Consider the following 21,807-nt stretch of genomic DNA (forward strand, 5'->3'; position numbering starts at 1 on the left):
GATGCCGCACACCAAGATCCGTTTCACGGCCCAGGAGGCGCTGGTCTGCGCCATGGTGCTGATGTCGGCCGCCGACCAGCAGATGTCCGATGCCGAGCTCGGCATGATGTCCCGTCTGGTGCGGGAGCTGCCCGTCTTCGACGGCTTCCAGTTGCATGAGATCGAACTGGTCACCGAATCCTGCCTGACCCTGCTCGCCGCCCCCGATGGGCTGGACCGCGCCTGCGCCCTGCTGCGCGAAGTGCTGCCCGAGCGCCTGCGCGAAACCGCTTATCTGCTGGCCTGCGAGGTGGCTGCGGCCGATGGGGAGGCGACGCAGGAAGAATTGCAATTCCTGCAGGATTTCCGCATCGGCCTGGACCTGGATCGCCTGATTGCCGGCGCGATCGAGCGGGCCGCCAAAGCCCGCTACCAGTTCGTCTGACCGGATGACCGATCCCCGCCCCACCCTTCAGGCGCCTGACGACGACCCTTACCTCTGGCTGGAAGAGGTCGAAGGTGCCCGAGCCCTGGAATGGGTGGCGGCGCAAAACGCGGCGACCCTTGCCCGCCTTTCGGATGCCGCTGTCGCCGCCGACCGCGAAGTCGTGAAAGCGGCGCTGGACCGGCCGGACAAACTTCCCCTGATCACCCGGCGCGGCCCGCATCTGTACAATTTCTGGCAGGATGCGGTGCATCCGCGCGGCCTTTGGCGCCGCACCACCTCAGCCTCCTATGCCACCGACGACCCTGAATGGGAGATCGTGCTGGATCTCGATCTTCTGGCGGAGGCTGAGGGCGAGGACTGGGTCTGGCACGGCGCCACCACTCGCCCCGGCGCGCACGACCTGGCATTGCTGCGCCTGTCGCGCGGTGGCGGCGACGCCGTGGTGCTGCGGGAATTCGATATCGAGGCTCGTGCCTTTCCCCCCGGCGGCTTCACCCTGCCCGAGGCCAAGGCGAGCGCCGACTGGCTCGACCGCGATACCCTGTTGCTGACCTCTCCCCTTGGCACGGATGCGGCGGGCGAGGCCATGGCCACGCAATCCGGCTATCCGCGCGCCATCCGGCTGTGGCAGCGCGGCAGCGACCCGATCACGGCGCCGATCCTGTTCCAGGTGGCCGCCAGCAGCATGGCCGCCTGGGCACAGATCCACCGGGAAAGGGACGGCACAGAGGCGTTGATCTTCATCGATCAGCTCGGCTTCTTCGACACCGTCCTCCACTTGGGCGACAGGACCGGTCCGAAGCAGCGCATCCCCCTGCCCACAGATGCGCGCTCGACCTGGCAGAACGGCTGGATCGCCGCCACACGCCGCACGCCCTGGGAATTGGACGGCGCCACCCACGCGCCGGACACGTTGCTTGCGGCACCGCTGCCCGACCTGCTGTCAGGCATGGCGGGCTGGCGGGTCCTCGACACGCCTACGCCCCGCCGGGCCATCCAGAATTTCTTCTTCTGCAACGGCCGGCTGATCGTGGGCGTGCTGGACCGGATGCGACCTGTCTTCACCGCCTTCCAACCCGGCGATTGGGACGCCACCCCTATCGCCGGACTGCCCGAGATCGGTGTGGTTGGGCTTTGGCCGCTGGACGAGCGGGAGGAGGAATCCGACGGCACGCTCCTCGCCATGGCGCAGGACCCGGTGACGCCGCCAGCCCTGCTGCGCCTCCCACCGCCGCCACGCCGGGCCGCACCGTTGGTGCTGAAGCGCTCCTCGCCCGTCTTCGATGCCAACGGCCTGCGCGTGACCAGGCATGAGGCCGTCTCGTCCGATGGAGAGCGCATCCCCTACGTCCAGGTCGGACCGGACGGTGAAACGGGCGACGCCCCCGTGCACATGACCGGCTATGGCGGCTTCCAGATTTCCATGCTGCCCAGCTACCGCGGCACGATCGGCCAGCTCTGGCTGGCGCGCGGAGGGACCGGCATCGTGGCCAATCTGCGCGGCGGCGGTGAATTCGGAACGCCTTGGCACGAGGCCGGCCGACGCGAGGGCAAGCGCCTGTCCCATGATGACTTCGCGGCCGTGGCAGCCGATCTTGTGAAACGCGGCGTCACCGTGCCAGAACGCATCGCTGCAGAGGGTGGTTCGAATGGCGGGCTGCTGATCGCCAACATGCTCACCCGGTATCCCGAACGGTTCGGAGCCCTGTTCTGCACCATTCCGCTGATCGACATGCGGCGCTACACCAAGTTGCTGGCCGGTGCGAGCTGGATCGCGGAGTACGGCGATCCTGACAGGGCGGAGGACTGGTCGTTTATCCGCCATTTCTCGGCCTATCACACCGCCGGACCAGACCGTCCCTATCCCCCCATCCTGATCGCCACGACCCGGCGAGACGACCGGGTGCATCCTGGTCACGCCCGCAAGATGGCGGCCAAGTTGCAGGCCATGGGCTACCCTGCCCTGTTTCACGAGCCGGCGGCAGGCGGTCATGGCTATGGAAAGGATAATGGGGAGGTGGCGGGCTTCGCTGCCCTCGGCGCTGCCTTCCTGCGCCGCGCCATCGGGTGGCAGGCGGAAAGCGCGCCCTCCTGAGGGAGGGCGGCACGGCGCGTGTACGGCCTCTGGCCGTTACCCGCCGTCAGACTGCATCAGAGCGGCTTGAGGTTGGTGGCGGCGGCCTTGCCCCGCTCCATGGCCACTTCGTAGCTGATCTTCTGGTTCTCGTTCAGCCCCTGCAGCCCGGCCTTCTGCACGGCGGTGATGTGGACAAACACGTCCTTTCCGCCGTCCTGCGGAACAATGAAGCCGAAACCCTTGGTCGCGTTGAACCACTTCACGGTGCCAATCGCCATGCGATGCACTCCTCTTCGCTTGGGTGGGGGACGAGGCTCGCCCCCGACGATCCAGCCCGGTTCCCGGTACGGCTTGATGGGCGCCCGGGTCTCCGGAGGCACGGCAAGGCGGCGGAAGCGGTTGGCCCGTTAAGTGGGGCAGATCGTTAACGAACTGTCAACGTAAACCGTAACGTTTTGGGTAGCCTCCAGGACCCCGGCCACTGGCGGTCCGGCTTGCCCACGGAGAGACGAAAAAGGGGCGGCCCTTGCAGGCCGCCCCCTCGTCTCAATCCTGGATCCAGCTCCCGAAGGAGCTGGCTTTGGGATCAGAAGTCCATGTCGCCCATGCCGCCCATGCCGCCGCCCGGGCCACCGGCCGGAGCCGAAGGCTTGGACGGCTTCTCGGCGATCATCGCCTCGGTGGTGATCAGCAGGGCGGCGATGGAGGCCGCATCCTGCAGGGCAGTGCGAACGACCTTGGTCGGGTCGATGATGCCGGCCGCCACCAGGTCCTTGTACTCGTCGAGCTGCGCGTCGTAGCCATGCTCGTAGGTGTCGGTGCGCAGCACCTCACCGGCGACCACGGCGCCGTCCTTGCCGGCGTTCTCGGCGATCTGCTTCAGCGGCGTCTGGATCGCGCGGCGCACGATCTCGATGCCGACCTGCTCGTCGTTGTTCAGGCCCTTCAGCGAGGCAAGGCCCAGGCCGGCGCGCAGCAGCGCCACGCCACCACCCGGAACGATGCCTTCCTCGACCGCGGCGCGGGTCGCATGCAGCGCGTCGTCGACGCGATCCTTGCGCTCCTTCACCTCGACCTCGGTGGAGCCACCGACACGGATGACGGCAACGCCACCGGCCAGCTTCGCCAGGCGCTCCTGCAGCTTCTCACGGTCGTAGTCCGAGGTGGTTTCCTCGATCTGCGCCTTGATCTGCTCCACGCGGCCCAGGATGTCGTCCTTGGAGCCGGCGCCGTCGACGATCGTGGTGTTCTCCTTCTCGATGCGGACGGTCTTCGCCTGGCCCAGCATCTGGAGAGTCACGGTCTCGAGCTTGATGCCGAGGTCCTCGGAGATCACCTGCCCACCGGTCAGGATGGCGATGTCTTCCAGCATCGCCTTGCGACGGTCACCGAAGCCCGGAGCCTTCACGGCGGCGATCTTCAGGCCGCCACGCAGCTTGTTGACGACCAGGGTGGCCAGGGCCTCGCCCTCGACATCCTCGGCCACGATGATCAGCGGACGACCGGACTGCACCACCGTCTCCAGCAGCGGCAGCATCGGCTGCAGCTGGGACAGCTTCTTCTCGTGGATCAGGATGTAGGGGTTATCCAGCTCCGCGATCATCTTCTCCGCATTCGTGATGAAGTACGGGGAAACGTAGCCGCGGTCGAACTGCATGCCCTCAACGACGTCGAGCTCGGTCTGGATGCCCTTGGCTTCCTCGACGGTGATGACGCCCTCGTTGCCGACCTTCTCCATCGCCTGGGCGATCATCTCGCCGATCTCGGACTCGCCGTTGGCGGACAGCGTGCCGACCTGCGCGACCTCGCCCGAGGTGGTGATCTTGCGGGTCTTGGACTGCAGCTCCTCGACGATCTTCGCCACGGCCTTGTCGACGCCGCGCTTCAGGTCCATCGGGTTCATGCCGGCGGCCACGGCCTTGGCACCCTCGCGCACGATGGCCTGGGCCAGCACAGTCGCGGTGGTGGTGCCGTCGCCGGCCAAGTCGTTCTGCTTCGAGGCCACTTCGCGCACCATCTGCGCGCCCATGTTCTCGAACTTGTCGGACAGCTCGATTTCCTTGGCGACCGTCACACCATCCTTGGTGATGCGGGGCGCGCCGAAGGACTTGTCGATCACGACGTTGCGGCCCTTCGGGCCCAGCGTCACCTTCACGGCGTCGGCGAGGATGTCGACACCGCGCAGCATGCGCTCACGCGCGCCAGCGCCGAACTTAACGTCCTTAGCAGCCATAATTCTTTACTCCGTTCTGATCTGGGATGAAGCGGTTCAGCGGACCTGGATCAGGCCGCGATCACGCCCATCAGGTCGGATTCCTTCATGATCAGCAGCTCTTCGCCGCTGATCTTCACCTCGGTGCCGGACCACTTGCCGAACAGAACGCGGTCACCGACCTTCACGTCCAGGGCGACAACAACGCCCTGCTCGTTGCGCGCACCGGAACCGACGGCGACGATCTCGCCTTCCATCGGCTTTTCCTTGGCGGTGTCGGGAATGATGATACCACCCGAGGTCTTCTCCTCGGCGGTCAGCCGACGAACGACAACACGGTCATGCAGCGGACGAAACTTCATTGGCCCTCTCCTGACGCCCTTAAAGGCGCATTCAGCGACGGTTTCCTCATCCGGGTGGACGAGCCTGTTAGCACTCACCCCCGGTGAGTGCTGACGATCTAGGCTGCCTGCAAAACCGCGTCAAGCACTCAGCAGCACTCTCAAATCACGAGTGACAAGCCTCTGTTTTCAGAAGATTTTGTTTACCCGGGAGAAAGCACGTCATGGCACGCTCAACCTTTCTGCGCGGAAAGGCCGCGCCGCCTTGCCGGAAGGGAAGCTTTCGCATGCTGCTGAAGGATCTCAACACGATCATCCGCATCCCGGATTGGTGCCTGACCACTGCGGAGATCCTCTACCACCTCCCCGACCATCCCGGATTGCTGCAAAGCTTTATCTGGCAGAAGGTCGATCAGGCGCCGGACTTCCCGGAGTTGACCCGCTTCCTGGTATTCTGGCAGCGCGAGATCGAGGGCCGCCTGCACTCCGTACGCGTCGCCTCCAGCGCCCTGATCCGGCCGGCCGAGTTCCGCTTCGCCGGCGGCCAGTTCACCCTGCACTGAGTCTGGCCAGCAGCCCGTTGGCCAGGATCACAGAGCCCCCAGCAACAGGGCCAGTGTCCCGATCGACAGAATGGTGGAGAGCAGCACGGTTGCGCCTGAGCGCTCGGAGCCCGATGCGTAGCGACGAGCCAGAAAAAAGGCGTTTGCGCCGGTTGGCATTCCTGCCGCCAGAACCGCAACCGCCAACGACAGCGGCGGCAACCCGATGCTCTGGCCGATCAGCCAGACCGTGAACGGGAACAACACCAGCTTCAGGGCGGTGCACAACAGGGCCGAGGGCCAGTCACGCCGCGCATCGAAATGGATCAGGCTCGCGCCCAGGCAGAACAGTGCCACGGGGGGGCCGGCCATGCCCGTCATATCAAGGAAGCGGCGCACCACCTCGGGCAATGCCATGCCCAGGCTGGACACAACCAGCCCGGCCAGCACCGCCATAACGATGGGGTTCCGCAGCACGGACAGAATGGTGGCTTCCAGGATCTGCCGTAGCGGCTTGTCCGATGAATGCGCCATCTCCGCCACCACGGTGCCCAGGGGCAGCAGGATCAGAGAATGGAGCCCTACAATGGCCAGCATCTGCGCCAATCCCGCCTGCCCATAAGCCGCCAGCACCAGCGGGATGCCGATCATGGCGGTGTTGCCGAAGGAAGCATTCAGGGCCAGCGTGCCGCTTTCCGCCATGCTCATCCGCAAGCCGTGCCGCGCCAGCAGCAGCGCCAACCCGTAAACAACAAGGCAGCCGGAAAAGAACGCGAAGGCCGTGGCGCCCCCATTCGGATGCGGCGTCGTCGCGCCCGAGAACAACAGGCAGGGCATGGCCAGGGTGAAGACAAAGGAGGTCATGCCCCTCAGCGCCTCGTCCGAGATCCACTTCCGGCGTGCGCTCAGGTACCCGATGCCGATCAGCACAAAGATCGGCGCCACGACATTCAGCAATGTGTTCATGGGCCTGCCCTGGCGGGCAACAGCCGGGCTGTCGCACCCACGTCCTTCACGGCCGCAGCAGGGTATCGATGAAAGCGGGCAGCCAGGGCTGCCGTGATCCCGCCGAGCGTGCGGCATGCAGGATGGCCTGCACCTGCGCCACCGTATCGTGGAACTCGTGGTTCACCAGAACATGGTCGAAATCGGCCCAATGGCTGATTTCATCGCGTGACGCCCTCATGCGACGCGCAATCTCTTCTGCGGAGTCCTGCCCGCGCCCGTGCAGGCGCCGTTCCAGTTCCTCAAGGCTCGGCGGAAGCAGGAACACGCTCACCACGTCGCCCGGCAACGCTGCCCGCAGCAGCAGGTGCCCCTGCCAGTCGATGTCGAACAGCACATCCCGCCCTGCCGCCAACGCCTGCTCCACCGGAGAGCGAGGTGTGCCATAGCGGCGCCCGAAGACATTGGCGGATTCCAGCATCTCGCCAGCGGCGTCCATGGCCTCGAACTGCTCCGGGGATCGGAAGAAATAGTGCACTCCTTCCTGTTCGCCTGGCCTTGGCGCTCGTGTGGTGGCGCTGACCGAAAGGCGCAGTTCCGTCTCCTGCTCCAGCAGCGCCCGGCTGACCGAGGATTTTCCCGCCCCCGACGGTGCCGAAAGCACCAGACAGAGGCCGCGTCGCGAGATCCGGTTCATTCGAGGTTCGCCGCCTGTTCACGCAGCCGCTCGATGGCCGCCTTGAGATCGAGGGATGTCCGGGTCAGCCCGAGGCTGGCCGATTTCGCGCCCAGCGTGTTCGCTTCGCGTCCGAACTCCTGGGTCAGAAACTCCAGCTTGCGCCCTACCGCCTCGCCCAGGTCTAGCAGCGACCGTGCCGCCGTCACATGGGCGGTCAGCCGGTCCAGTTCCTCCCGCACATCGGATTTTTGCGCCAGCACCGCGACCTCGATGGCCAACCGATCTTCCGGCACACGCTTCTCGCCATCCAGCAACTCGGACAGCGCGGCGAGAAGCCGGGCCCGATGCGCCTCCGGCTGGCTCGCCGCCTCGGCAGCGGCGGCTTCGCGCAATGCTGCGATCTCATCCAGCAGAGCGCCCAGAATAGTCCCGAGCTTTGTGCCCTCGGAGGCTCGCGACTCCGCCAGGGCCTCCACCGCAACGCCGAAGCCGGCGGCGATCACCGCGCTGCGGGCGGCCTCATCCTCCGGGTCTTGCGAGGTCGCCTCGGCCCTCAACACACCGGGCAACAACAGCACCGCCTCGGCCCGTGGCGCCGGGCAGCCGGGAATACGTGCCGCCACCTCCAGCGCCAGGGCGATGGCCTGATCAAGCGCCACCGGGTCGGGGGCCAGCCGCGGACCCCGCTCTTCACGCTTTAGCGTCAGCGTGGCGGAAATGTTGCCACGCCTGAAGCGCGCCGCCACCGCTTCGCGCAGCTTCGCTTCCAGCGCATCGTAGCCATTGGGCAGTCGCACCCGCACATCCAGCCCACGGCCATTGACGCTGCGCAATTCCCACACATAACCCGTGCCGTCGGGCAGGGTGCCCGCATCACGCGCAAAGCCTGTCATCGAGGAGAGAGCCATGCCGGCCTTCTCTCCCCCTCCGCGATCGGATGCAAGCCATGTCAGCCCCGCCAGCGGCCCACCCCTGGACTCGCATCGCCATCACCGGCGCTTCCTCCGGCCTTGGCGCCGCCTTGGCGCTGGCCTGCGCCCGGCCGGGCGTGGTGCTGCATCTGTCCGCCCGCAACCGCGACCGCCTGGCCGCAACCGCCGCGGCCTGCCGCGAACAGGGTGCCGCAGTGCAGGAGCAGCAACTCGATGTGCGTCATGCCGGCGCCAGCCGTGCCTGGATCGAATCGATGCCCGGCCTTGACCTGCTGATCGCCAATGCAGGGATTTCAGGCGGAACCGGCGGCGCCACGGAACCGCCCGCACAGATCCGGGCCATTTTCGAAACCAATGTCACCGGCGTGTTGAACACGGCGCTTCCAGCGCTTGAGCGCATGGCTGGCCAGCCACCTCGTAACGGAGTCCGAGGCCGTGTCGCCGTGATCTCCTCCGTGGCCGCCTTTGTTGCCGCGCCCGGCGCCGCCGCCTACTGCGCCAGCAAATCCGCCATTCAGCGCTGGGCCGAGGCCACCGACGCCACCGAGCGCCATCGTGGCCTGCGTATCCACGCCGTCTGCCCCGGCTACATCCGCACGCCGATGACGTCGGTGAATGCCTTTCCGATGCCCTTCATGCTGGAACCGGAAGACGCCGCCCGGCGGACGCTGGATGGTATCCGACGCGGCCGCACCCGGATCGCTTATCCCTGGCCCACCTACGCCATGGCCCGGGTGGCTGGGGCGCTGCCTCTCGGGCTACGAGCCGCCGTGGCAGCGCGGCTTCCCTCCAAGCCGGTGGCAGCGTCCTGACAGCAACGATGATGGTGCGCTCAGGGGGCCGACCGACTCCGCTCGATCGCCCGCCACTTCGCCACGTTGCGGTTGTGCTCCGCCAGGGTGCGGGCGAAGGCATGTCCGCCCGTACCATCGGCCACAAAGTAAAGCTCGTCCGTCTGCAGCGGCTTCAACACGGCCCGCAGCGCCTCGGCGCCGGGGCTCGCGATCGGCCCCGGCGGCAGACCGCGATTGCGATAGGTGTTGAAAGGGTGCTCGCGGTTGAGATCCGCACGGGTGAGCGGCCGGTCCAGCACGCCCCCATCGGCCGCCGCATAGGCCACCGTCGGATCGGATTGCAGCGGCATGCCACGCCGCAACCGGTTGATGAACACCGCAGCCACGCGCGGGCGCTCCTCAGCCTGCCCGGTTTCGCGCTCCACAATGGAAGCCAGGATCAACGCTTCCCGCGGCGTTTCCAGCGGCAATCCGGCTTCACGCTCCGCCCAGAGACGATCCAGTGTTTCCTGCATGGCCGCCGCGGCCCGCCTGGTCACCACGCTCCTGGGATCGCCGTAGGTGAAGGCATAGGTTTCCGGCAGCAAGTCGCCTTCATCCAGCGCCGGCATTGCGCCGGACAAACCCTCCGTGGCCTCGAGAATCGCTGCCATCTGCCTTGCGGTCAGCCCTTCGGGCAGGGTGATGCGGCGCTGCACGGGACGGGCTGTCCGTAACACTTCCAGCACTGTCTGCAGCGAAGCCCGGGCAGGGAAAAGGTACTCGCCAGCGCGCAACGGACCGTCGTCCCGTGTCAGCCACACCGCTGCGGCGAACAGCCGGGGATCTTCAATGGCGCCGCGCTCGGCCAGCAGCAGCGCGATGGCCTGGGTGCCGCCGCCACGGGGTACCACGATGGCCTGGTCTTGCGCCAAGGGCCCAGGCCCCTGCCACGCTTCGCGAGCGAACCAAGCGGCCCCGCCGCCGGCCAGAACCAGCAGCACCAGCAGGATCAGAAGAAATCTACGCATCGCCGCCCTCTACCGGAGCACCCCTGCCCCGCCCCACCCGGCGTCAGATGGGGAAGCCGGAGGCGCTTGGCGCCCCCGGGTGACGCAATCGTCAGGGCTGCCGGCTCAGGGCGCCTTACGGAACAGGATCGAAGCGTTGGTGCCGCCAAAGCCGAAGCTGTTGGACAGCGCCACGTCGATCCGGCGCTCCTGCGGCTGCAGCGCCACACGGTCAACGACGCTTTCACGCGACGGATGGTGCAGGTTCAGGGTTGGAGGCGCCACATTGTCGCGCAGCGCCAGGATCGAGAACACGCCTTCCACCGCCCCCGCCGCGCCGAGCAGATGGCCGATTGCAGATTTGGTGGAGGACATGGCCAGGCCCTGCACCGCACTGCCGAACATCCGCTCCACCGCCTCCAGTTCCAAATCATCCCCCATCGGCGTGGAGGTGCCGTGCGCATTCACGTACTGAACCTGATCGGGTGCAACGCCGGCATTCTTGAAGGCGGCCTTCATGGCACGGTAGGCGCCATCATGGCCTTCGGCCGGTGCGGTGATGTGATAGGCATCGCCGGACATGCCGTAGCCGATCACCTCGGCATAGATCTTGGCGCCGCGCTTCCTGGCGTGCTCCAGCTCCTCGAGTACCAGGATGCCGGCGCCTTCGCCCATGACGAAGCCATCGCGTTCCCTGTCCCAGGGACGGGAGGCTTCCTGCGGGCGCTCGTTAAAGGCGGTGGACAGGGCACGGGCAGCGGCGAACCCCGCCATGCCGATGTCGCAGATCGCAGCCTCGGTTCCGCCAGAGACCATCACATCGGCATCACCCAGCGCGATCAACCGCGCGGCATCGCCCACGGCATGAACGCCGGTGGCGCAGGCCGTGACCACGGCGTGGTTCGGGCCCTTGAAGCCGTACTTGATCGAGACATGGCCGGAAGCCAGGTTGATCAGGGCAGAGGGAATAAAGAAAGGCGAAAGTCGCCGCGCCTTGCCCGCTGCGACGACCTGGGCATTCTCGGCAATGGCCGGAAGCCCGCCGATGCCAGAGCCGATCATCACGCCGGTGGCGTTGCGGTCATCCTCCGATTGCGGCAGCCAGCCAGAATCCTCGACCGCCTCCGTCGCCGCCACCATGGCGAGCTGGATGAAGCGGTCCATCTTCTTCTGGTCCTTGACCGGGATCCACTCGTTGAAGTCGAGCTTCCCCTCGGCCTTCGGGCCAGACGGCACCTCGCCGGCAATCTGCGCCGGCAGGTCCTTGGCATCGAACAGGCTGATCGGCCCGATGCCGCTTTCGCTGGCCAGCAATCGCTTCCAGACATGCGCGACGCCGACGCCGAGCGGGCACGCAATGCCCATCCCGGTGACGACGACGCGACGCGGCGTCGTCAGAGATCCGAACACGCGTCTACCCCCTGATGGTTATTCACCCGGCGTGGCGGAAGGCCTTCAGGCGGCCTTCTGCGCCTCAATATAGTCAATCGCGTCCTTGACGGTCGTGATCTTCTCGGCGGCATCATCCGGGATTTCAACCCCGAAGGCCTCCTCGAATGCCATCACCAGCTCAACAGTGTCGAGGCTGTCGGCACCCAGATCGTCGATGAAGGACGCCTCGGACGTGACCTTGGCCTCTTCGACACCGAGGTGCTCGACAACGATCTTCTTCACCTTCTCGGCGGTATCGCTCATCGCCCGAGTCTCTCCTGCTCTGCAGTCATTGCCACGTATCCGGGTGGAGACCATCCCCGCCCTCGGCCAGCGCGGCATTAACATGGAAGCCATCCGGGGCATAGAGAACCCCGGAACCCCCATTCAGGTCATGGCCATGCCGCCATTGACGTGAAGTGTTGCACCTGTGACCCACCCTGCTTCGCCCGAGGCCAGGTAGGCGACGGCGGCGGCGATGTCGGCGGGGCTGCCCATCCGCCCCATCGGGATGCGTTCCATCAGCCGTGTCTTCTGCGCCTCGTTGAGCGCGTCGGTCATCGGCGTCTCGATAAAGCCCGGCGCCACCACGTTCACCGTGATGCCGCGGCTGGCCAGTTCCTGCGCCAGCGACTTGCTCATGCCGACCAGCCCGGCCTTGGCCGCGGCATAGTTGGCCTGTCCCGGATTGCCGGTGGTGCCGACAATGGAGGCGATGGAGATGATCCGCCCGGTGCGGCGCTTCATCATGCCGCGCATGGCGGCACGGGCCAGCCGGAAGGGAGCGGCAAGGTCCACCTCCAGCACATCGGCGAAGTCCTTGTCCGACATTCTCATGGCCAGACCGTCGCGGGTAAAGCCGGCATTGTTGACCAGGATGTCGAGTTGCCCGAGTCCGGCCTCGACCTGCTCTACCAGCGCCAGCGGGGCGGCAGGGTCAGAAAGGTTGGCTGGCGCCACCAGGGTTCGCTCACCCAACTCGGCGGCGAGCGCCTCCAGCACCTCGCGCCGCGTGCCGGAAAGCGCCACCTTGGCGCCCTGCCGGTGCAGCACGCGGGCGATCTCCGCGCCGATGCCGCCCGTGGCGCCAGTGACCAGCGCGACCTTGCCGTCGAGTGCGAACATGCGGGCTCCGCTCAAACCGTCTTCAAAAAGGCTTCAATGTCGGCAGGGTTGCCAACAGAGCTCGCCGCGGCATCTGGGGCGAGGCGCTTCATCAGCCCAGTAAGCACCTTGCCGGAGCCGATCTCCACGAAGCGGTCGCAGCCCAGCTCCAGCATGGTGCCGATGCACTCGCGCCAGCGCACCGTGCCGGTCACCTGCCGCACCAGCAGTTCGCGGATCTCGGAAGGGTCCGTCGCCTTGGCTGCGGAAACATTGGCCACCACCGGCACCAGGGGCGGCCGCAATTCGGCCTCGGCCAGGGCCTGCGCCATGGCATCGGCGGCAGGTGCCATCAAGGCGCAGTGAAACGGGGCCGAGACCGGCAGCAGCATGGCCCGCTTGATGCCCTGCTCCTTGGCCAACGCCACGGCCCGCTCCACCGCCGGGCGGTGGCCGGAAATCACCACCTGGCCGCCGCCATTGTCGTTCGCGGCCTCGACCACCTCGGCCTCGCCCTCCGGGCCATGAGCGGCCTTCTCGCAAATGGCGCGCGCCTGCTCCATCTCGGCGCCCAGCAGGGCTGCCATGGCACCGGTTCCAGCCGGCACGGCCTTCTGCATGGCTTCGCCGCGCAAGCGCAGCAGCCGGGCGGCCGTGGCCACGTCGAAGCTCTGGGCCGCGCTCAGGGCGCTGTATTCGCCCAGGCTGTGCCCAGCCACCAGCGTCACCCTGGACTTCAGGTCAAAGCCGCCTTCGTGCTCCAGCACCCGCATCACCGCCAGCGACACCGCCATCAGCGCCGGCTGGGCATTGGCCGTCAGCGTCAGTTCCTCGGACGGCCCCTCGAACATCAGGCGAGACAGGTTCTGCTTCAGCGTCTCGTCCACCGCCTCAAACACCTCGCGCGCCGGGGCGAAGGCCTCGGCCAGTTCGCGCCCCATGCCGACGGCTTGGCTGCCCTGGCCGGGAAAGACGAAGGCGATGGGCATGGTGTTGCTGGCTTTCCTTGATGACGGCTGCGATTCGCGCGCCTTACGTTCGATGCAATGGGCGCCGGATCCGGAAAGGCGGCGGGGTAACGGCCTGTTTTTTTCTTGTCAACATTTGGTTTGCATCCTTGGGCGCCCTGCCAGGCGGCGCGCCCGCACTGGCTGAGCCGCCTGGCAGGGCCTTCGTCGCCCCTGCTTTTCCTTGCGCCGAGGGGGGATTCATGATTTACGCCCCGCTCCCCTGCCGGGTGCGTGGCATCGCGCCCGGCTATGCCCGTTTGCCTGCGGCACGGTGCCGCGCGGCCCAGGGCTGAGACAGCCACAGGGAGATCCCATGCCGCTTTACGAGACCGTGCTTATCGCACGTAACGACCTGACGCAGGCGCAGGTCGACACCATCACCGACCAGATCTCCACGATCGTCACCGAAGCCGGTGGCGAGGTGAAGAAGCGCGAGTACTGGGGCCTGCGCGGCCTGGCCTACCGGATCAAGAAGAACCGCAAGGGGCACTATATGCTCCTCGGCCTCGACTGCCCGGCCGCCGCCGAGCAGGAGATGGCGCGTCAGCTGGGCCTCAACGAGGACGTGCTGCGCCACATGACGATCCGCGTGGAAGCGATCGACGCCGAGGCGCCGTCCGCCATCCTGGCCAAGCGTGGTGAGGACCGTGAGCGCGACCGCTCCTTCCGTGGCCCGCGCGCCCCGGCCGGCCGCTTCGCTTCCGGCCGTGGCCGCGAGCGCAACGACGACCGTGAAGAGTATCGCGCTCGTCCGCGCGACGAGAACGAAGCCGCCGGCGGCGAGGAGTAATCGATCATGTCCGACACCAACACCGACGTGAACATCGCCGCCCGCCGCCCGGCTGTCGGCGCTCGCCGCCCGTTCTACCGTCGCCGCAAGTCCTGCCCGTTCTCCGGCCCGAACGCGCCGAAGATCGACTACAAGGACGTGCGCCTGCTCTCCCGCTTTCTGAGCGAGCGCGGCAAGATCGTCCCCTCCCGGATCACCGCCGTGTCGGGGAAGAAGCAGCGCGAGCTGGCCAACGCCATCAAGCGCGCCCGCTTCCTGGCCCTGCTGCCCTACGTCATCAACGACTGAGCGCAGCGGACGGGATTTCGGGACGATAGATCAGATAGGCACGGACAGGTGAGCACAGGCCAGAACCGGAACGGACTGCTGAACGATCCCCGCATTCTTGCGGGCGTCGCAGGCGGACTCGTCTCGGCGGTGGCCGCGCTTTCCGCCTTCAGGGGCCTGCCCATGGGGCTTGGGCTGTTCTGGCTCTCGCCCCTGCCGCTGTTCCTGAGTGGGCTTGCCTTCGGCCACGCCGCGGCCGGGATCGCGGTGGCGACAGGCGCCGCAGCCCTGTTTGTCACCTCCCCCGGCGTGCTGCCGGTGCTGCTCTGGCTGGCTCTCTACGGGCTACCGGCGCTGGTGCTGCTGCATCTTGGACTGGGCGGGAACCCGCTGCGGATTGCAACCACGCTGCCCTTGGTCATGCTCGGGCTCTGGCCCGCCGGGCTCACTCTGCTCGCTGCCTTTCTGGCAGCCGATCAGGGCGGCATGGAGGGCGCGCTACGGGCCTCCGTGGAGCTCGGCCTCGCCCGCATGGGCGGTGACATGCCGCAAGGCATGGCGGACCAGATCGTGCAGCTGATGCCGGCGGCACTGGCCTTGTGGTTCGGGCTCGCCCTCGTTGCCAACGCCGCCGCGGCGCAGGGTTTCCTGCAGCGCCGCGGCTTGGCACTGGCGGCTGCGCCTGGGTGGCGCGAAGCACGGCTGCCCAACTGGTATCCGGCGCTGCCGGCGCTGGCGGGGCTGGCCTGGCTGCTGTCCGGTGACTCGTTGCTGCTTATGTCGCTCTGCCTGGTTCTGGCCGTGCCGCTGCTGTTGCAGGGGCTGGCCGCCATGCACCGACGGCTGGCCAATTTCAGCGGCCGCCTGCCTTTGCTGATTCTGCTCTACGTCCTGATTCTCGTCTTCAGCCTGCCGGGCGCCCTGATCCTTGTGGCGCTCGGTCTCCTCGAACAATACGGGCGCCGCAACCCGCCCGCGAACATGTGAGATCGGGGTTACACCGATGATCGAAGTTATCCTGATGCAGCGGGTCGACAAGCTCGGCCAGATGGGCGAGCTGGTGAAGGTCCGCCCGGGCTATGCCCGCAACTTCCTGCTCCCGCAGGGCAAGGCCATCCGCGCCAACAAGGACAACCTGGCCCGGTTCGAGCGCGAGCGCGCTCAGCTGGAAGCCCAGAACCTGAAGCGCCGCGAGGAAGCCGAGCGCATTGCCGAACGCATGGACGGCCTGACCGTCGTGCTGATCCGCACCGCCGGTGAGGCGGGTGGGCTGTACGGCTCCGTCTCCAGCCGCGACATCGCCGAGGCCTGCAAGGAAGCCGGCCTGACCATTTCCCGCAACCAGGTGCTGCTGGAGCAGCCGATCAAGAATGTGGGCATCACCACCGTCAAGGTCGAGCTGCACCCGGAAGTGTCTCTGCCGGTGCAGGTGAACGTCGCCCGCTCGCCGGAAGAAGCCGAGAAGCAGGCGCGCGGCGAGGACCTGCGGGCGGAGCAGCAGGCCGAGGAAGACAGCCTGGAAGCCGAGCTGGCGGCCGAGCTGTCCGATCTGGGCGCCGCCACGGAAGACTAATCACCCTCCTCCCGCCAGTCGGGAGGACAGGGCATCGAAGGGGCGCCTTCCGATCGGGAGGCGCCCCTTCTTCATTCATGGAGGATTCTTAAGCCGCCCATCGCTTCCGCTTGACTTTACAGAACCGTCATCGTGGCAGGAGCATCAGCGGACCCTGTGACGATTGGAGGCTCGGACCATGCTGTTCGATCGCGTCCTGTCCCGCATGATCCGCCGCGGGACGCTGACCGTCCGTTACCCGGATGGCCAGACCAGCATGCACCGGGGCGCCGATGGCCCCGCCGCCTGCATGCACATCAGAACCGCCCGTGCTGCCCGGCGCCTTGTCACCAATCCGGGCTTGGCCTTCGGCGAGGGCTACATGGATGGCGAGATCGAGCCGGCCGACGGCACGACACTCTTCGACCTGCTGGACCTGCTGGTCCTGAACATGATGGAGAACAGCCATCCCGGCGAGGCGGTGATGGAGAAGCTCCGCTGGCTGCGCCGGCACATCGACCAGCTCAATCCCGTGGGCCGGGCTCGCCGCAACGTGGCGCACCATTACGATCTCAATGGCCGCCTCTACGCTCTCTTCCTGGATCGTGACCGTCAATATTCCTGCGCCTACTTCCCCACGGGAAACGAGACGCTGGAGGAAGCCCAGCTGCTGAAGAAGCGTCACATTGCTGCCAAGCTGAGACTTGACCGACCAGGACTGGAGGTGCTGGACATCGGCTGCGGCTGGGGCGGCATGGCGCTGCATCTGGCCCGCGAGCACGGTGCAAGGGTTACCGGCATCACCCTGTCCACCGAGCAACTGGAGGTTGCCCAGGCCCGCGCAGCCGAGGCCGGCCTTGCTGATCACGTCACCTTCGAGATGATGGATTATCGCAACTGGCGGAGACCGGTGGATCGCGTTGTCTCGGTCGGCATGTTCGAGCATGTTGGAATCGACCACTACAAATCCTTCTTCCGCACTGTGCGGGGGGCGTTGAAGGAGGACGGTGTGGCTTTGATCCATGCCATCGGCCGCTCAGACGGGCCGGGCAGCACCAATCCCTGGATCGCAAAGTACATCTTCCCCGGCGGCTATTCGCCCGCCCTCTCGGAAGTGCTGCCGGCGGCCGAGAAATCCGGCCTGTGGGTGACCGACCTTGAGGTCTTGCGGCTGCACTATGCCCAGACCCTGGCGCATTGGCGCCGTCGCTTCGCTGCCAATCGCGACGCCATCCAGAGCCTCTACGACGAGCGCTTCTGCCGCATGTTCGAGTTCTACCTGGTCGGTTCGGAGCTGGCCTTCCGTCGCATGGGGCACATGAACTGGCAGATGCAACTGACCCGGAAGCTCGACGCCCTGCCGATCACGCGGGACTACATGTACGAGGCCGAGGGCCAGGCCGCTCGCCTGCGCGACGGCGAAGCCCCCGGCACCCCCATGCGCCTGCCGCCGGCACGATAGGCCGTCGCGCGCCCGGATCGACTCGCTCGCCCCCTCGCGCGGGGGGCGGCGGAGGGGCTAGGATGCGGGTATGAACAGCGTACCCCCGCCCGGCGAAGGCCTGCTCGGCCTGTCGCAGCGATTGCCGCCGGCCAATCTTGAAGCGGAGCAGGCCCTGCTGGGTGCCTTGCTGGCCAACAACAAGGCCTATGAGCGTGTTTCCGAGTTCCTGGCCGCGGAGCATTTCGCCGATGCCATCCATGGCCGGATCTATGCCTCCATCCAGCGCCGCATCGAAGCAGGGCAGCTTGCCGATGCGGTGACCCTGCGCGCCGAGTTCGCCCATTCCGGCGCCCTGACCGAAGTCGGCGGGCCCGCCTATCTGGCGCAGCTCCTTTCCGCCATGGTCGGCATCATCAATGCCGGCGAGTACGGTCGCGTGATCCACGATGCCTGGCTCCGGCGCCAGCTCATCGACCTCGGCGAGATGGTGGTGAACCGCGCCTTCGGGGCAGAGGCCGAACTGGATGCCAAGGAGCAGCTCGAAGCCGCCGAGCAGTCGTTGTTCGACCTGGCCAAGGATGGCGGATCCGAGGGCGGCTTTGTTTCCTTCGGCAGGGCGCTCACCGAGGCTGTGAACCTCGCCGAGAAAGCCTTCACCAGCGGTGGCGGCGTGTCCGGCCTGCCCTCCGGCCTGCGCGACCTCGATGCCAAGACCGGGGGGCTGCATCCTTCCGACCTCGTGATCCTCGCCGGCCGCCCCGGCATGGGCAAGACCGCGCTGGCCACCAAGATCGCCTTCGGCGCCGCGCAGTCCCTGATGCGGGACGCCATCGACGCCGACGGCCCTGCCGCCGTGCCGAAAGGCGGCTGCGCCATCTTCTCGCTGGAGATGAGCGCCGACCAGCTGGCCAATCGCCTGCTCTCAGAATCAGCCCGCATTTCCGGCGACCGCATCCGCCGCGGCGAAATCCAGCAGCGCGACTTCGACAAATTCGTCGAAGTCAGCCGCGAGCTCTCCCGCCTGCCGCTCTACATCGACGACACGCCGGCCATCACCATCTCCGCGCTGCGCACCCGTTGCCGGCGCCTCAAGCGAACGCGCGGCCTCGACCTCATCGTGGTGGATTACCTGCAGCTGATGCGGCCCGCCGCCGGTTCCCGGCCGGAGAACCGCGTCCAGGAAATCAGCCAGATCACCCAGGGGCTGAAGGCCATCGCCAAGGAGCTCGCGGTGCCGGTGATTGCCCTGTCACAGCTCTCCCGCCAGGTGGAGAACCGCGAGGACAAGCGCCCGCAGCTTTCCGATCTCCGCGAATCCGGCTCGATCGAGCAGGATGCCGACATGGTCATGTTCGTCTACCGCGACGACTACTACCTGAAGATGCGCGAGCCGAAGCAGACCGACCACGACAACATGGAAAAGTTCGAGGCCGCCCACTCCTCCTGGCGAGAGCGCATGGAGAAGGCCTACAACCGCGCCGACCTCATCATCGCCAAGCAGCGCCATGGCCCCACCGGCACCATCCCGCTCTTCTTCGAGGCCGAGTTCACCCGCTTCGGCGATCTCGACATCGTTCATGGCGGCGGGCCGGATGGTTACTGAGCCCAACCCCTACGGCGGTGAGGTCACGGTCGATCTCTCCGCCATCACCGCCAACTGGCTTGAGCTGTGCGAGCGACACCAGAGCGGCCATGTCGGGGCGGTGCTCAAGGCCGATGCCTACGGGCTGGGAGCCGGTCCGGTCGGCAAGGCGCTGGCCACCGCCACCTGCTGGAACTTCTTCGTGGCGCAGCTTGCTGAGGGCGTAGCGCTCCGCCGCACGCTGAGCCACGGTCCCATGATCGCGGTGCTCGGCGGCTTTGGCCCCGGCGCCGACCAAGGTGCCGGGCTCACGCCGGTGCTGAACACGCCTCAGGATGTCGATGCGCACCGGACGGCGGGGACGCAGGGCGCCATCCTGCATGTCGACACGGGCATGGAACGGCTCGGACTCAATGCGGAGCAGCTGGCGCAATGCGGCGACCTGACAGGGCTGCGCCTGCGGTACGTGATGACGCACCTGGCCTGCGCCGATAACCCGGTCGATCCAATGAACTCCGCCCAGGCGGCCCGTTTCGCCGCTGCCCGTGCACGGCTTCCAGGTGTTGCAGGCAGCTTCGCCAACTCCTCCGGCATTTTTCTTGGCGAGACTTTCGGCTCGGAACTGGCCCGTCCCGGTTGCGCGCTCTACGGCATCAATCCCACACCCGGGCGTCGCAACCCGATGCGGCAGGTGATGCGGCTGACCGTACCCGTGTTGCAGATCCGCGATGTGGCGGCGGGTACGCCCGTCGGATACGGCGCCACCTGGGTCGCGAAACGTGACAGTCGGGTTGCCACCATTGCCGCGGGCTACGCCGATGGCTACCTTCGCCATCTTTCCGGCCGCGGCATCGCCATTGCCGCCGGCCGCGAAGCGCCAATTGTAGGCCGGGTCTCGATGGATCTTATCACACTCGACGTGACCGATGTGCCGGAGCTGCGCCAGGGCGACCGGGTGGAGTTGATTGGTCCGCACCAGACGCCGGACCAGGTGGCCGATCTCGCCGGTACCATCGGCTATGAAGTGCTGACCTCGCTCGGCGCGCGCTATGCCCGCCGCTACACCACGGCATGATGCGGTTGCCCGTATTTTGCTGAACCCGCTTTTCCTTCTGGGCCTCGTCGGCCGTGCCGCGTTGGCGGCCTGCCGCGCGGTGGGCGCCCTGGCCCTCTTCGCGCTGGATGCGGTGTCGCATCTGCTGCGCCCACCTTTTTACCCACGCATGTTCCTGCGCGCCTTTGTTCAGATCGGTTACTTCTCCCTGCCGGTGGTGGCGCTGACCGCGGTGTTCACCGGCATGGTGCTGGCACTGCAATCCTATTCAGGCTTTTCCCGATTCGGCGCCGAGAGCGCGATCGCCAATGTGGTGGTGCTTTCCATCACGCGGGAGCTGGGGCCGGTGCTGGCAGGGCTGATGGTGGCAGGCCGTATCGGCGCTGCCTTTGCCGCCGAGATCGGCACCATGCGAGTCACCGATCAGATCGATGCGCTGACCACCCTGTCCACCAACCCGATGAAGTACCTGGTGGCGCCACGCCTCCTGGCCGGCACCCTGGCCATGCCGTTGCTGGTGATCGTGGCCGACATTCTGGGTGTGATGGGCGGCTGGCTGATCGGCACGACGCAGCTCGGGTTCACCTCGACAACATACCTGACCAACACGATCAACTTCGTGCAGTTCGAGGACGTGTTCTCCGGCCTCGTGAAGGCCGCTGTCTTTGGCTTCATCATCACGCTGATGGGTTGCTGGAGCGGCTACACCAGCCGTGGCGGCGCGCAGGGCGTCGGCGCTGCCACCACGGCGGCCGTGGTGTCCTCCTCCATTCTGATCCTCGCCTTCGACTACATCCTGACGGCGATGTTTTTCGGCTGATGAGCACGATCCCCAAAATCCGCCTTCGCGGCCTCACCAAGCGGTTTGGCGCCAAAACGGTGCTGGATGGTGTCGACCTGGACATTGCGCCCGGCCAGGGCATGGTGATCCTGGGCGGTTCCGGCTCCGGCAAATCCGTCACCATCAAATGCATCCTCGGCCTGATCCAGCCCGATGCCGGCACCATTGAGATCGACGGGCGCGACATGCTGGCCATGCCACGCCGAGAGCGCGAAGCGCTGCTCGATCGTACCGGCATGCTGTTCCAGAACGCCGCATTGTTCGACAGCCTGCCCGTTTGGGAAAATGTCTGCTTCAAACTGCTGGCCCAGAAGCGCATTGGCCGTGCCCAGGCGCGCGACAAGGCAGCGGAAGTGCTGGCGCAGGTTGGTTTGGCCGCCAGTGTCGGCGATCTTTCGCCCTCCGAGTTGTCCGGCGGCATGCAGAAGCGCGTCGGCCTGGCCCGCGCCATCGCCGCAGAGCCCGAGATCATTTTCTTCGATGAGCCGACCACGGGCCTCGATCCCATCATGGGCGCCGTGATCGACGGCTTGATCGTGGATTGCGTGCAACGCCTGGGCGCCACCGCCGTGTCGATCACGCATGACATGGCCAGTGCGCGCCGCATCGGCGAGACGGCAGCCATGATCCACCATGGCCGGATCATCTGGACAGGCCCTGCCGGCCGGCTGGGCGAAACCGGCAATGCCATGGTGGATCAGTTCGCACGCGGCGAGCGCGAAGGCCCGATCCAGATGGAACTGCGTCGCTAGCAGCCTGCCTGGCTCCCGCCTTTCCGGCTCCGTCCTGCGGCC

Annotated in this window: 24 protein-coding genes; 13 read left to right on the plus strand and 11 right to left on the minus strand. The window is 66.8% G+C overall.

All coding sequences use genetic code 11. The features are described 5' to 3' along the window. The first annotated feature begins 1 nt into the window (after position 1). Together ACFOD4_RS17310 and ACFOD4_RS17315 are read left to right on the plus strand one after the other, a co-directional pair. A complete protein-coding gene (locus tag ACFOD4_RS17310; protein WP_379598416.1) occupies positions 2-424 on the plus strand; it encodes a tellurite resistance TerB family protein in 423 nt (140 codons plus the stop codon). Between the two features lie 4 nt (positions 425-428). Next, positions 429-2,522: a prolyl oligopeptidase family serine peptidase gene (locus ACFOD4_RS17315; RefSeq protein ID WP_379598417.1), complete on the plus strand. Its 2,094-nt coding sequence runs from the start codon at positions 429-431 to the stop codon at positions 2,520-2,522. Between the two features lie 56 nt (positions 2,523-2,578). Here ACFOD4_RS17315 and ACFOD4_RS17320 read toward each other — a convergent pair whose 3' ends face one another. The 3 genes from ACFOD4_RS17320 to groES form a co-directional block, all read right to left on the minus strand. Continuing rightward, positions 2,579-2,782 (minus strand): cold-shock protein, encoded by a 204-nt coding sequence (locus ACFOD4_RS17320; RefSeq protein WP_379598419.1) that lies wholly within the window; start codon positions 2,780-2,782, stop codon positions 2,579-2,581. 308 nt (positions 2,783-3,090) lie between these two features. After that, positions 3,091-4,737 (minus strand): chaperonin GroEL, encoded by a 1,647-nt coding sequence (groL, locus tag ACFOD4_RS17325; protein ID WP_379598420.1) that lies wholly within the window; start codon positions 4,735-4,737, stop codon positions 3,091-3,093. A gap of 50 nt (positions 4,738-4,787) precedes the next feature. Next, positions 4,788-5,078 (minus strand): co-chaperone GroES, encoded by a 291-nt coding sequence (groES, locus tag ACFOD4_RS17330; RefSeq protein WP_076958178.1) that lies wholly within the window; start codon positions 5,076-5,078, stop codon positions 4,788-4,790. Positions 5,079-5,344: 266 nt separating this feature from the next. On the opposite strand from groES, the gene ACFOD4_RS17335 reads away from it, so the two are divergent. Continuing rightward, a complete protein-coding gene (locus ACFOD4_RS17335; RefSeq protein ID WP_379598421.1) occupies positions 5,345-5,620 on the plus strand; it encodes an usg protein in 276 nt (91 codons plus the stop codon). Between the two features lie 27 nt (positions 5,621-5,647). Here ACFOD4_RS17335 and ACFOD4_RS17340 read toward each other — a convergent pair whose 3' ends face one another. From ACFOD4_RS17340 to ACFOD4_RS17350, 3 genes are read right to left on the minus strand one after another with little or no spacing between them, the layout of a single operon-like run. Then, on the minus strand, positions 5,648-6,565 hold the full coding sequence (locus ACFOD4_RS17340; RefSeq protein WP_379598422.1) for an AEC family transporter: 918 nt from the start codon (positions 6,563-6,565) through the stop codon (positions 5,648-5,650). Between the two features lie 46 nt (positions 6,566-6,611). Next, positions 6,612-7,241: a guanylate kinase gene (gmk, locus tag ACFOD4_RS17345; protein ID WP_379598424.1), complete on the minus strand. Its 630-nt coding sequence runs from the start codon at positions 7,239-7,241 to the stop codon at positions 6,612-6,614. Then, entirely contained in the window at positions 7,238-8,131 is an 894-nt protein-coding gene (locus ACFOD4_RS17350) for a YicC/YloC family endoribonuclease (protein ID WP_379598425.1), read from the minus strand. Before ACFOD4_RS17350 ends, gmk begins: the two co-directional genes overlap by 4 nt. Positions 8,132-8,169: 38 nt before the next feature. On the opposite strand from ACFOD4_RS17350, the gene ACFOD4_RS17355 reads away from it, so the two are divergent. Further along, positions 8,170-8,967, plus strand: coding sequence for an SDR family NAD(P)-dependent oxidoreductase (locus ACFOD4_RS17355; protein WP_379598426.1), 798 nt, complete (start codon positions 8,170-8,172; stop codon positions 8,965-8,967). A 20-nt stretch (positions 8,968-8,987) separates the two neighbouring features. On the opposite strand, the gene mltG is transcribed toward ACFOD4_RS17355, so the two are convergent. The 5 genes from mltG to fabD form a co-directional block, all read right to left on the minus strand. Further along, positions 8,988-9,959: an endolytic transglycosylase MltG gene (gene mltG / locus ACFOD4_RS17360; protein WP_379598427.1), complete on the minus strand. Its 972-nt coding sequence runs from the start codon at positions 9,957-9,959 to the stop codon at positions 8,988-8,990. Between the two features lie 105 nt (positions 9,960-10,064). Further along, the gene (fabF, locus tag ACFOD4_RS17365) at positions 10,065-11,348 is read right to left on the minus strand and encodes a beta-ketoacyl-ACP synthase II (RefSeq protein WP_379598428.1); all 1,284 of its coding nucleotides are present in this window, start codon (positions 11,346-11,348) and stop codon (positions 10,065-10,067) included. Between the two features lie 45 nt (positions 11,349-11,393). Beyond that, on the minus strand, positions 11,394-11,633 hold the full coding sequence (locus ACFOD4_RS17370; protein WP_120009070.1) for an acyl carrier protein: 240 nt from the start codon (positions 11,631-11,633) through the stop codon (positions 11,394-11,396). Positions 11,634-11,756: 123 nt separating this feature from the next. After that, positions 11,757-12,494, minus strand: coding sequence for a 3-oxoacyl-[acyl-carrier-protein] reductase (gene fabG / locus ACFOD4_RS17375; RefSeq protein WP_379598430.1), 738 nt, complete (start codon positions 12,492-12,494; stop codon positions 11,757-11,759). An 11-nt stretch (positions 12,495-12,505) separates the two neighbouring features. Beyond that, entirely contained in the window at positions 12,506-13,462 is a 957-nt protein-coding gene (gene fabD, locus ACFOD4_RS17380; RefSeq protein WP_379598431.1) for an ACP S-malonyltransferase, read from the minus strand. 334 nt (positions 13,463-13,796) lie between these two features. Between fabD and rpsF the strand changes: the two genes are divergently transcribed. The 9 genes from rpsF to ACFOD4_RS17425 all read left to right on the plus strand — a co-directional run bounded on the left by rpsF (position 13,797) and on the right by ACFOD4_RS17425 (position 21,765). After that, entirely contained in the window at positions 13,797-14,273 is a 477-nt protein-coding gene (rpsF, locus tag ACFOD4_RS17385) for a 30S ribosomal protein S6 (RefSeq protein WP_379598432.1), read from the plus strand. 6 nt (positions 14,274-14,279) lie between these two features. Then, positions 14,280-14,561: a 30S ribosomal protein S18 gene (gene rpsR, locus ACFOD4_RS17390; protein ID WP_007003584.1), complete on the plus strand. Its 282-nt coding sequence runs from the start codon at positions 14,280-14,282 to the stop codon at positions 14,559-14,561. Between the two features lie 48 nt (positions 14,562-14,609). Then, a complete protein-coding gene (locus ACFOD4_RS17395) occupies positions 14,610-15,527 on the plus strand; it encodes a DUF2232 domain-containing protein (RefSeq protein ID WP_379598433.1) in 918 nt (305 codons plus the stop codon). 16 nt (positions 15,528-15,543) lie between these two features. Further along, positions 15,544-16,113, plus strand: a complete 570-nt coding sequence (gene rplI, locus ACFOD4_RS17400) for a 50S ribosomal protein L9 (RefSeq protein ID WP_379598435.1) — start codon at positions 15,544-15,546, stop codon at positions 16,111-16,113. Positions 16,114-16,291: 178 nt separating this feature from the next. After that, entirely contained in the window at positions 16,292-17,554 is a 1,263-nt protein-coding gene (locus tag ACFOD4_RS17405) for a class I SAM-dependent methyltransferase (RefSeq protein WP_379598436.1), read from the plus strand. A 70-nt stretch (positions 17,555-17,624) separates the two neighbouring features. Then, the gene (locus tag ACFOD4_RS17410) at positions 17,625-19,139 is read left to right on the plus strand and encodes a replicative DNA helicase (RefSeq protein ID WP_379598438.1); all 1,515 of its coding nucleotides are present in this window, start codon (positions 17,625-17,627) and stop codon (positions 19,137-19,139) included. After that, positions 19,129-20,193 carry an alanine racemase gene (gene alr, locus ACFOD4_RS17415; RefSeq protein WP_379598440.1) on the plus strand — a complete coding sequence of 355 codons (1,065 nt, stop codon included), beginning with the start codon at positions 19,129-19,131 and terminating at the stop codon, positions 20,191-20,193. The genes ACFOD4_RS17410 and alr overlap by 11 nt, the downstream gene beginning before the upstream one ends. Beyond that, positions 20,168-20,992: an MlaE family ABC transporter permease gene (locus tag ACFOD4_RS17420; protein WP_379598441.1), complete on the plus strand. Its 825-nt coding sequence runs from the start codon at positions 20,168-20,170 to the stop codon at positions 20,990-20,992. Before alr ends, ACFOD4_RS17420 begins: the two co-directional genes overlap by 26 nt. Then, positions 20,992-21,765: an ABC transporter ATP-binding protein gene (locus ACFOD4_RS17425; RefSeq protein WP_379598443.1), complete on the plus strand. Its 774-nt coding sequence runs from the start codon at positions 20,992-20,994 to the stop codon at positions 21,763-21,765. Before ACFOD4_RS17420 ends, ACFOD4_RS17425 begins: the two co-directional genes overlap by 1 nt. Positions 21,766-21,807 lie beyond the last annotated feature (42 nt).

Origin of the sequence: Teichococcus globiformis (assembly GCF_042646265.1) — a bacterium.
Taxonomy (GTDB): Bacteria; Pseudomonadota; Alphaproteobacteria; order Acetobacterales; family Acetobacteraceae; genus Pseudoroseomonas; species Pseudoroseomonas globiformis.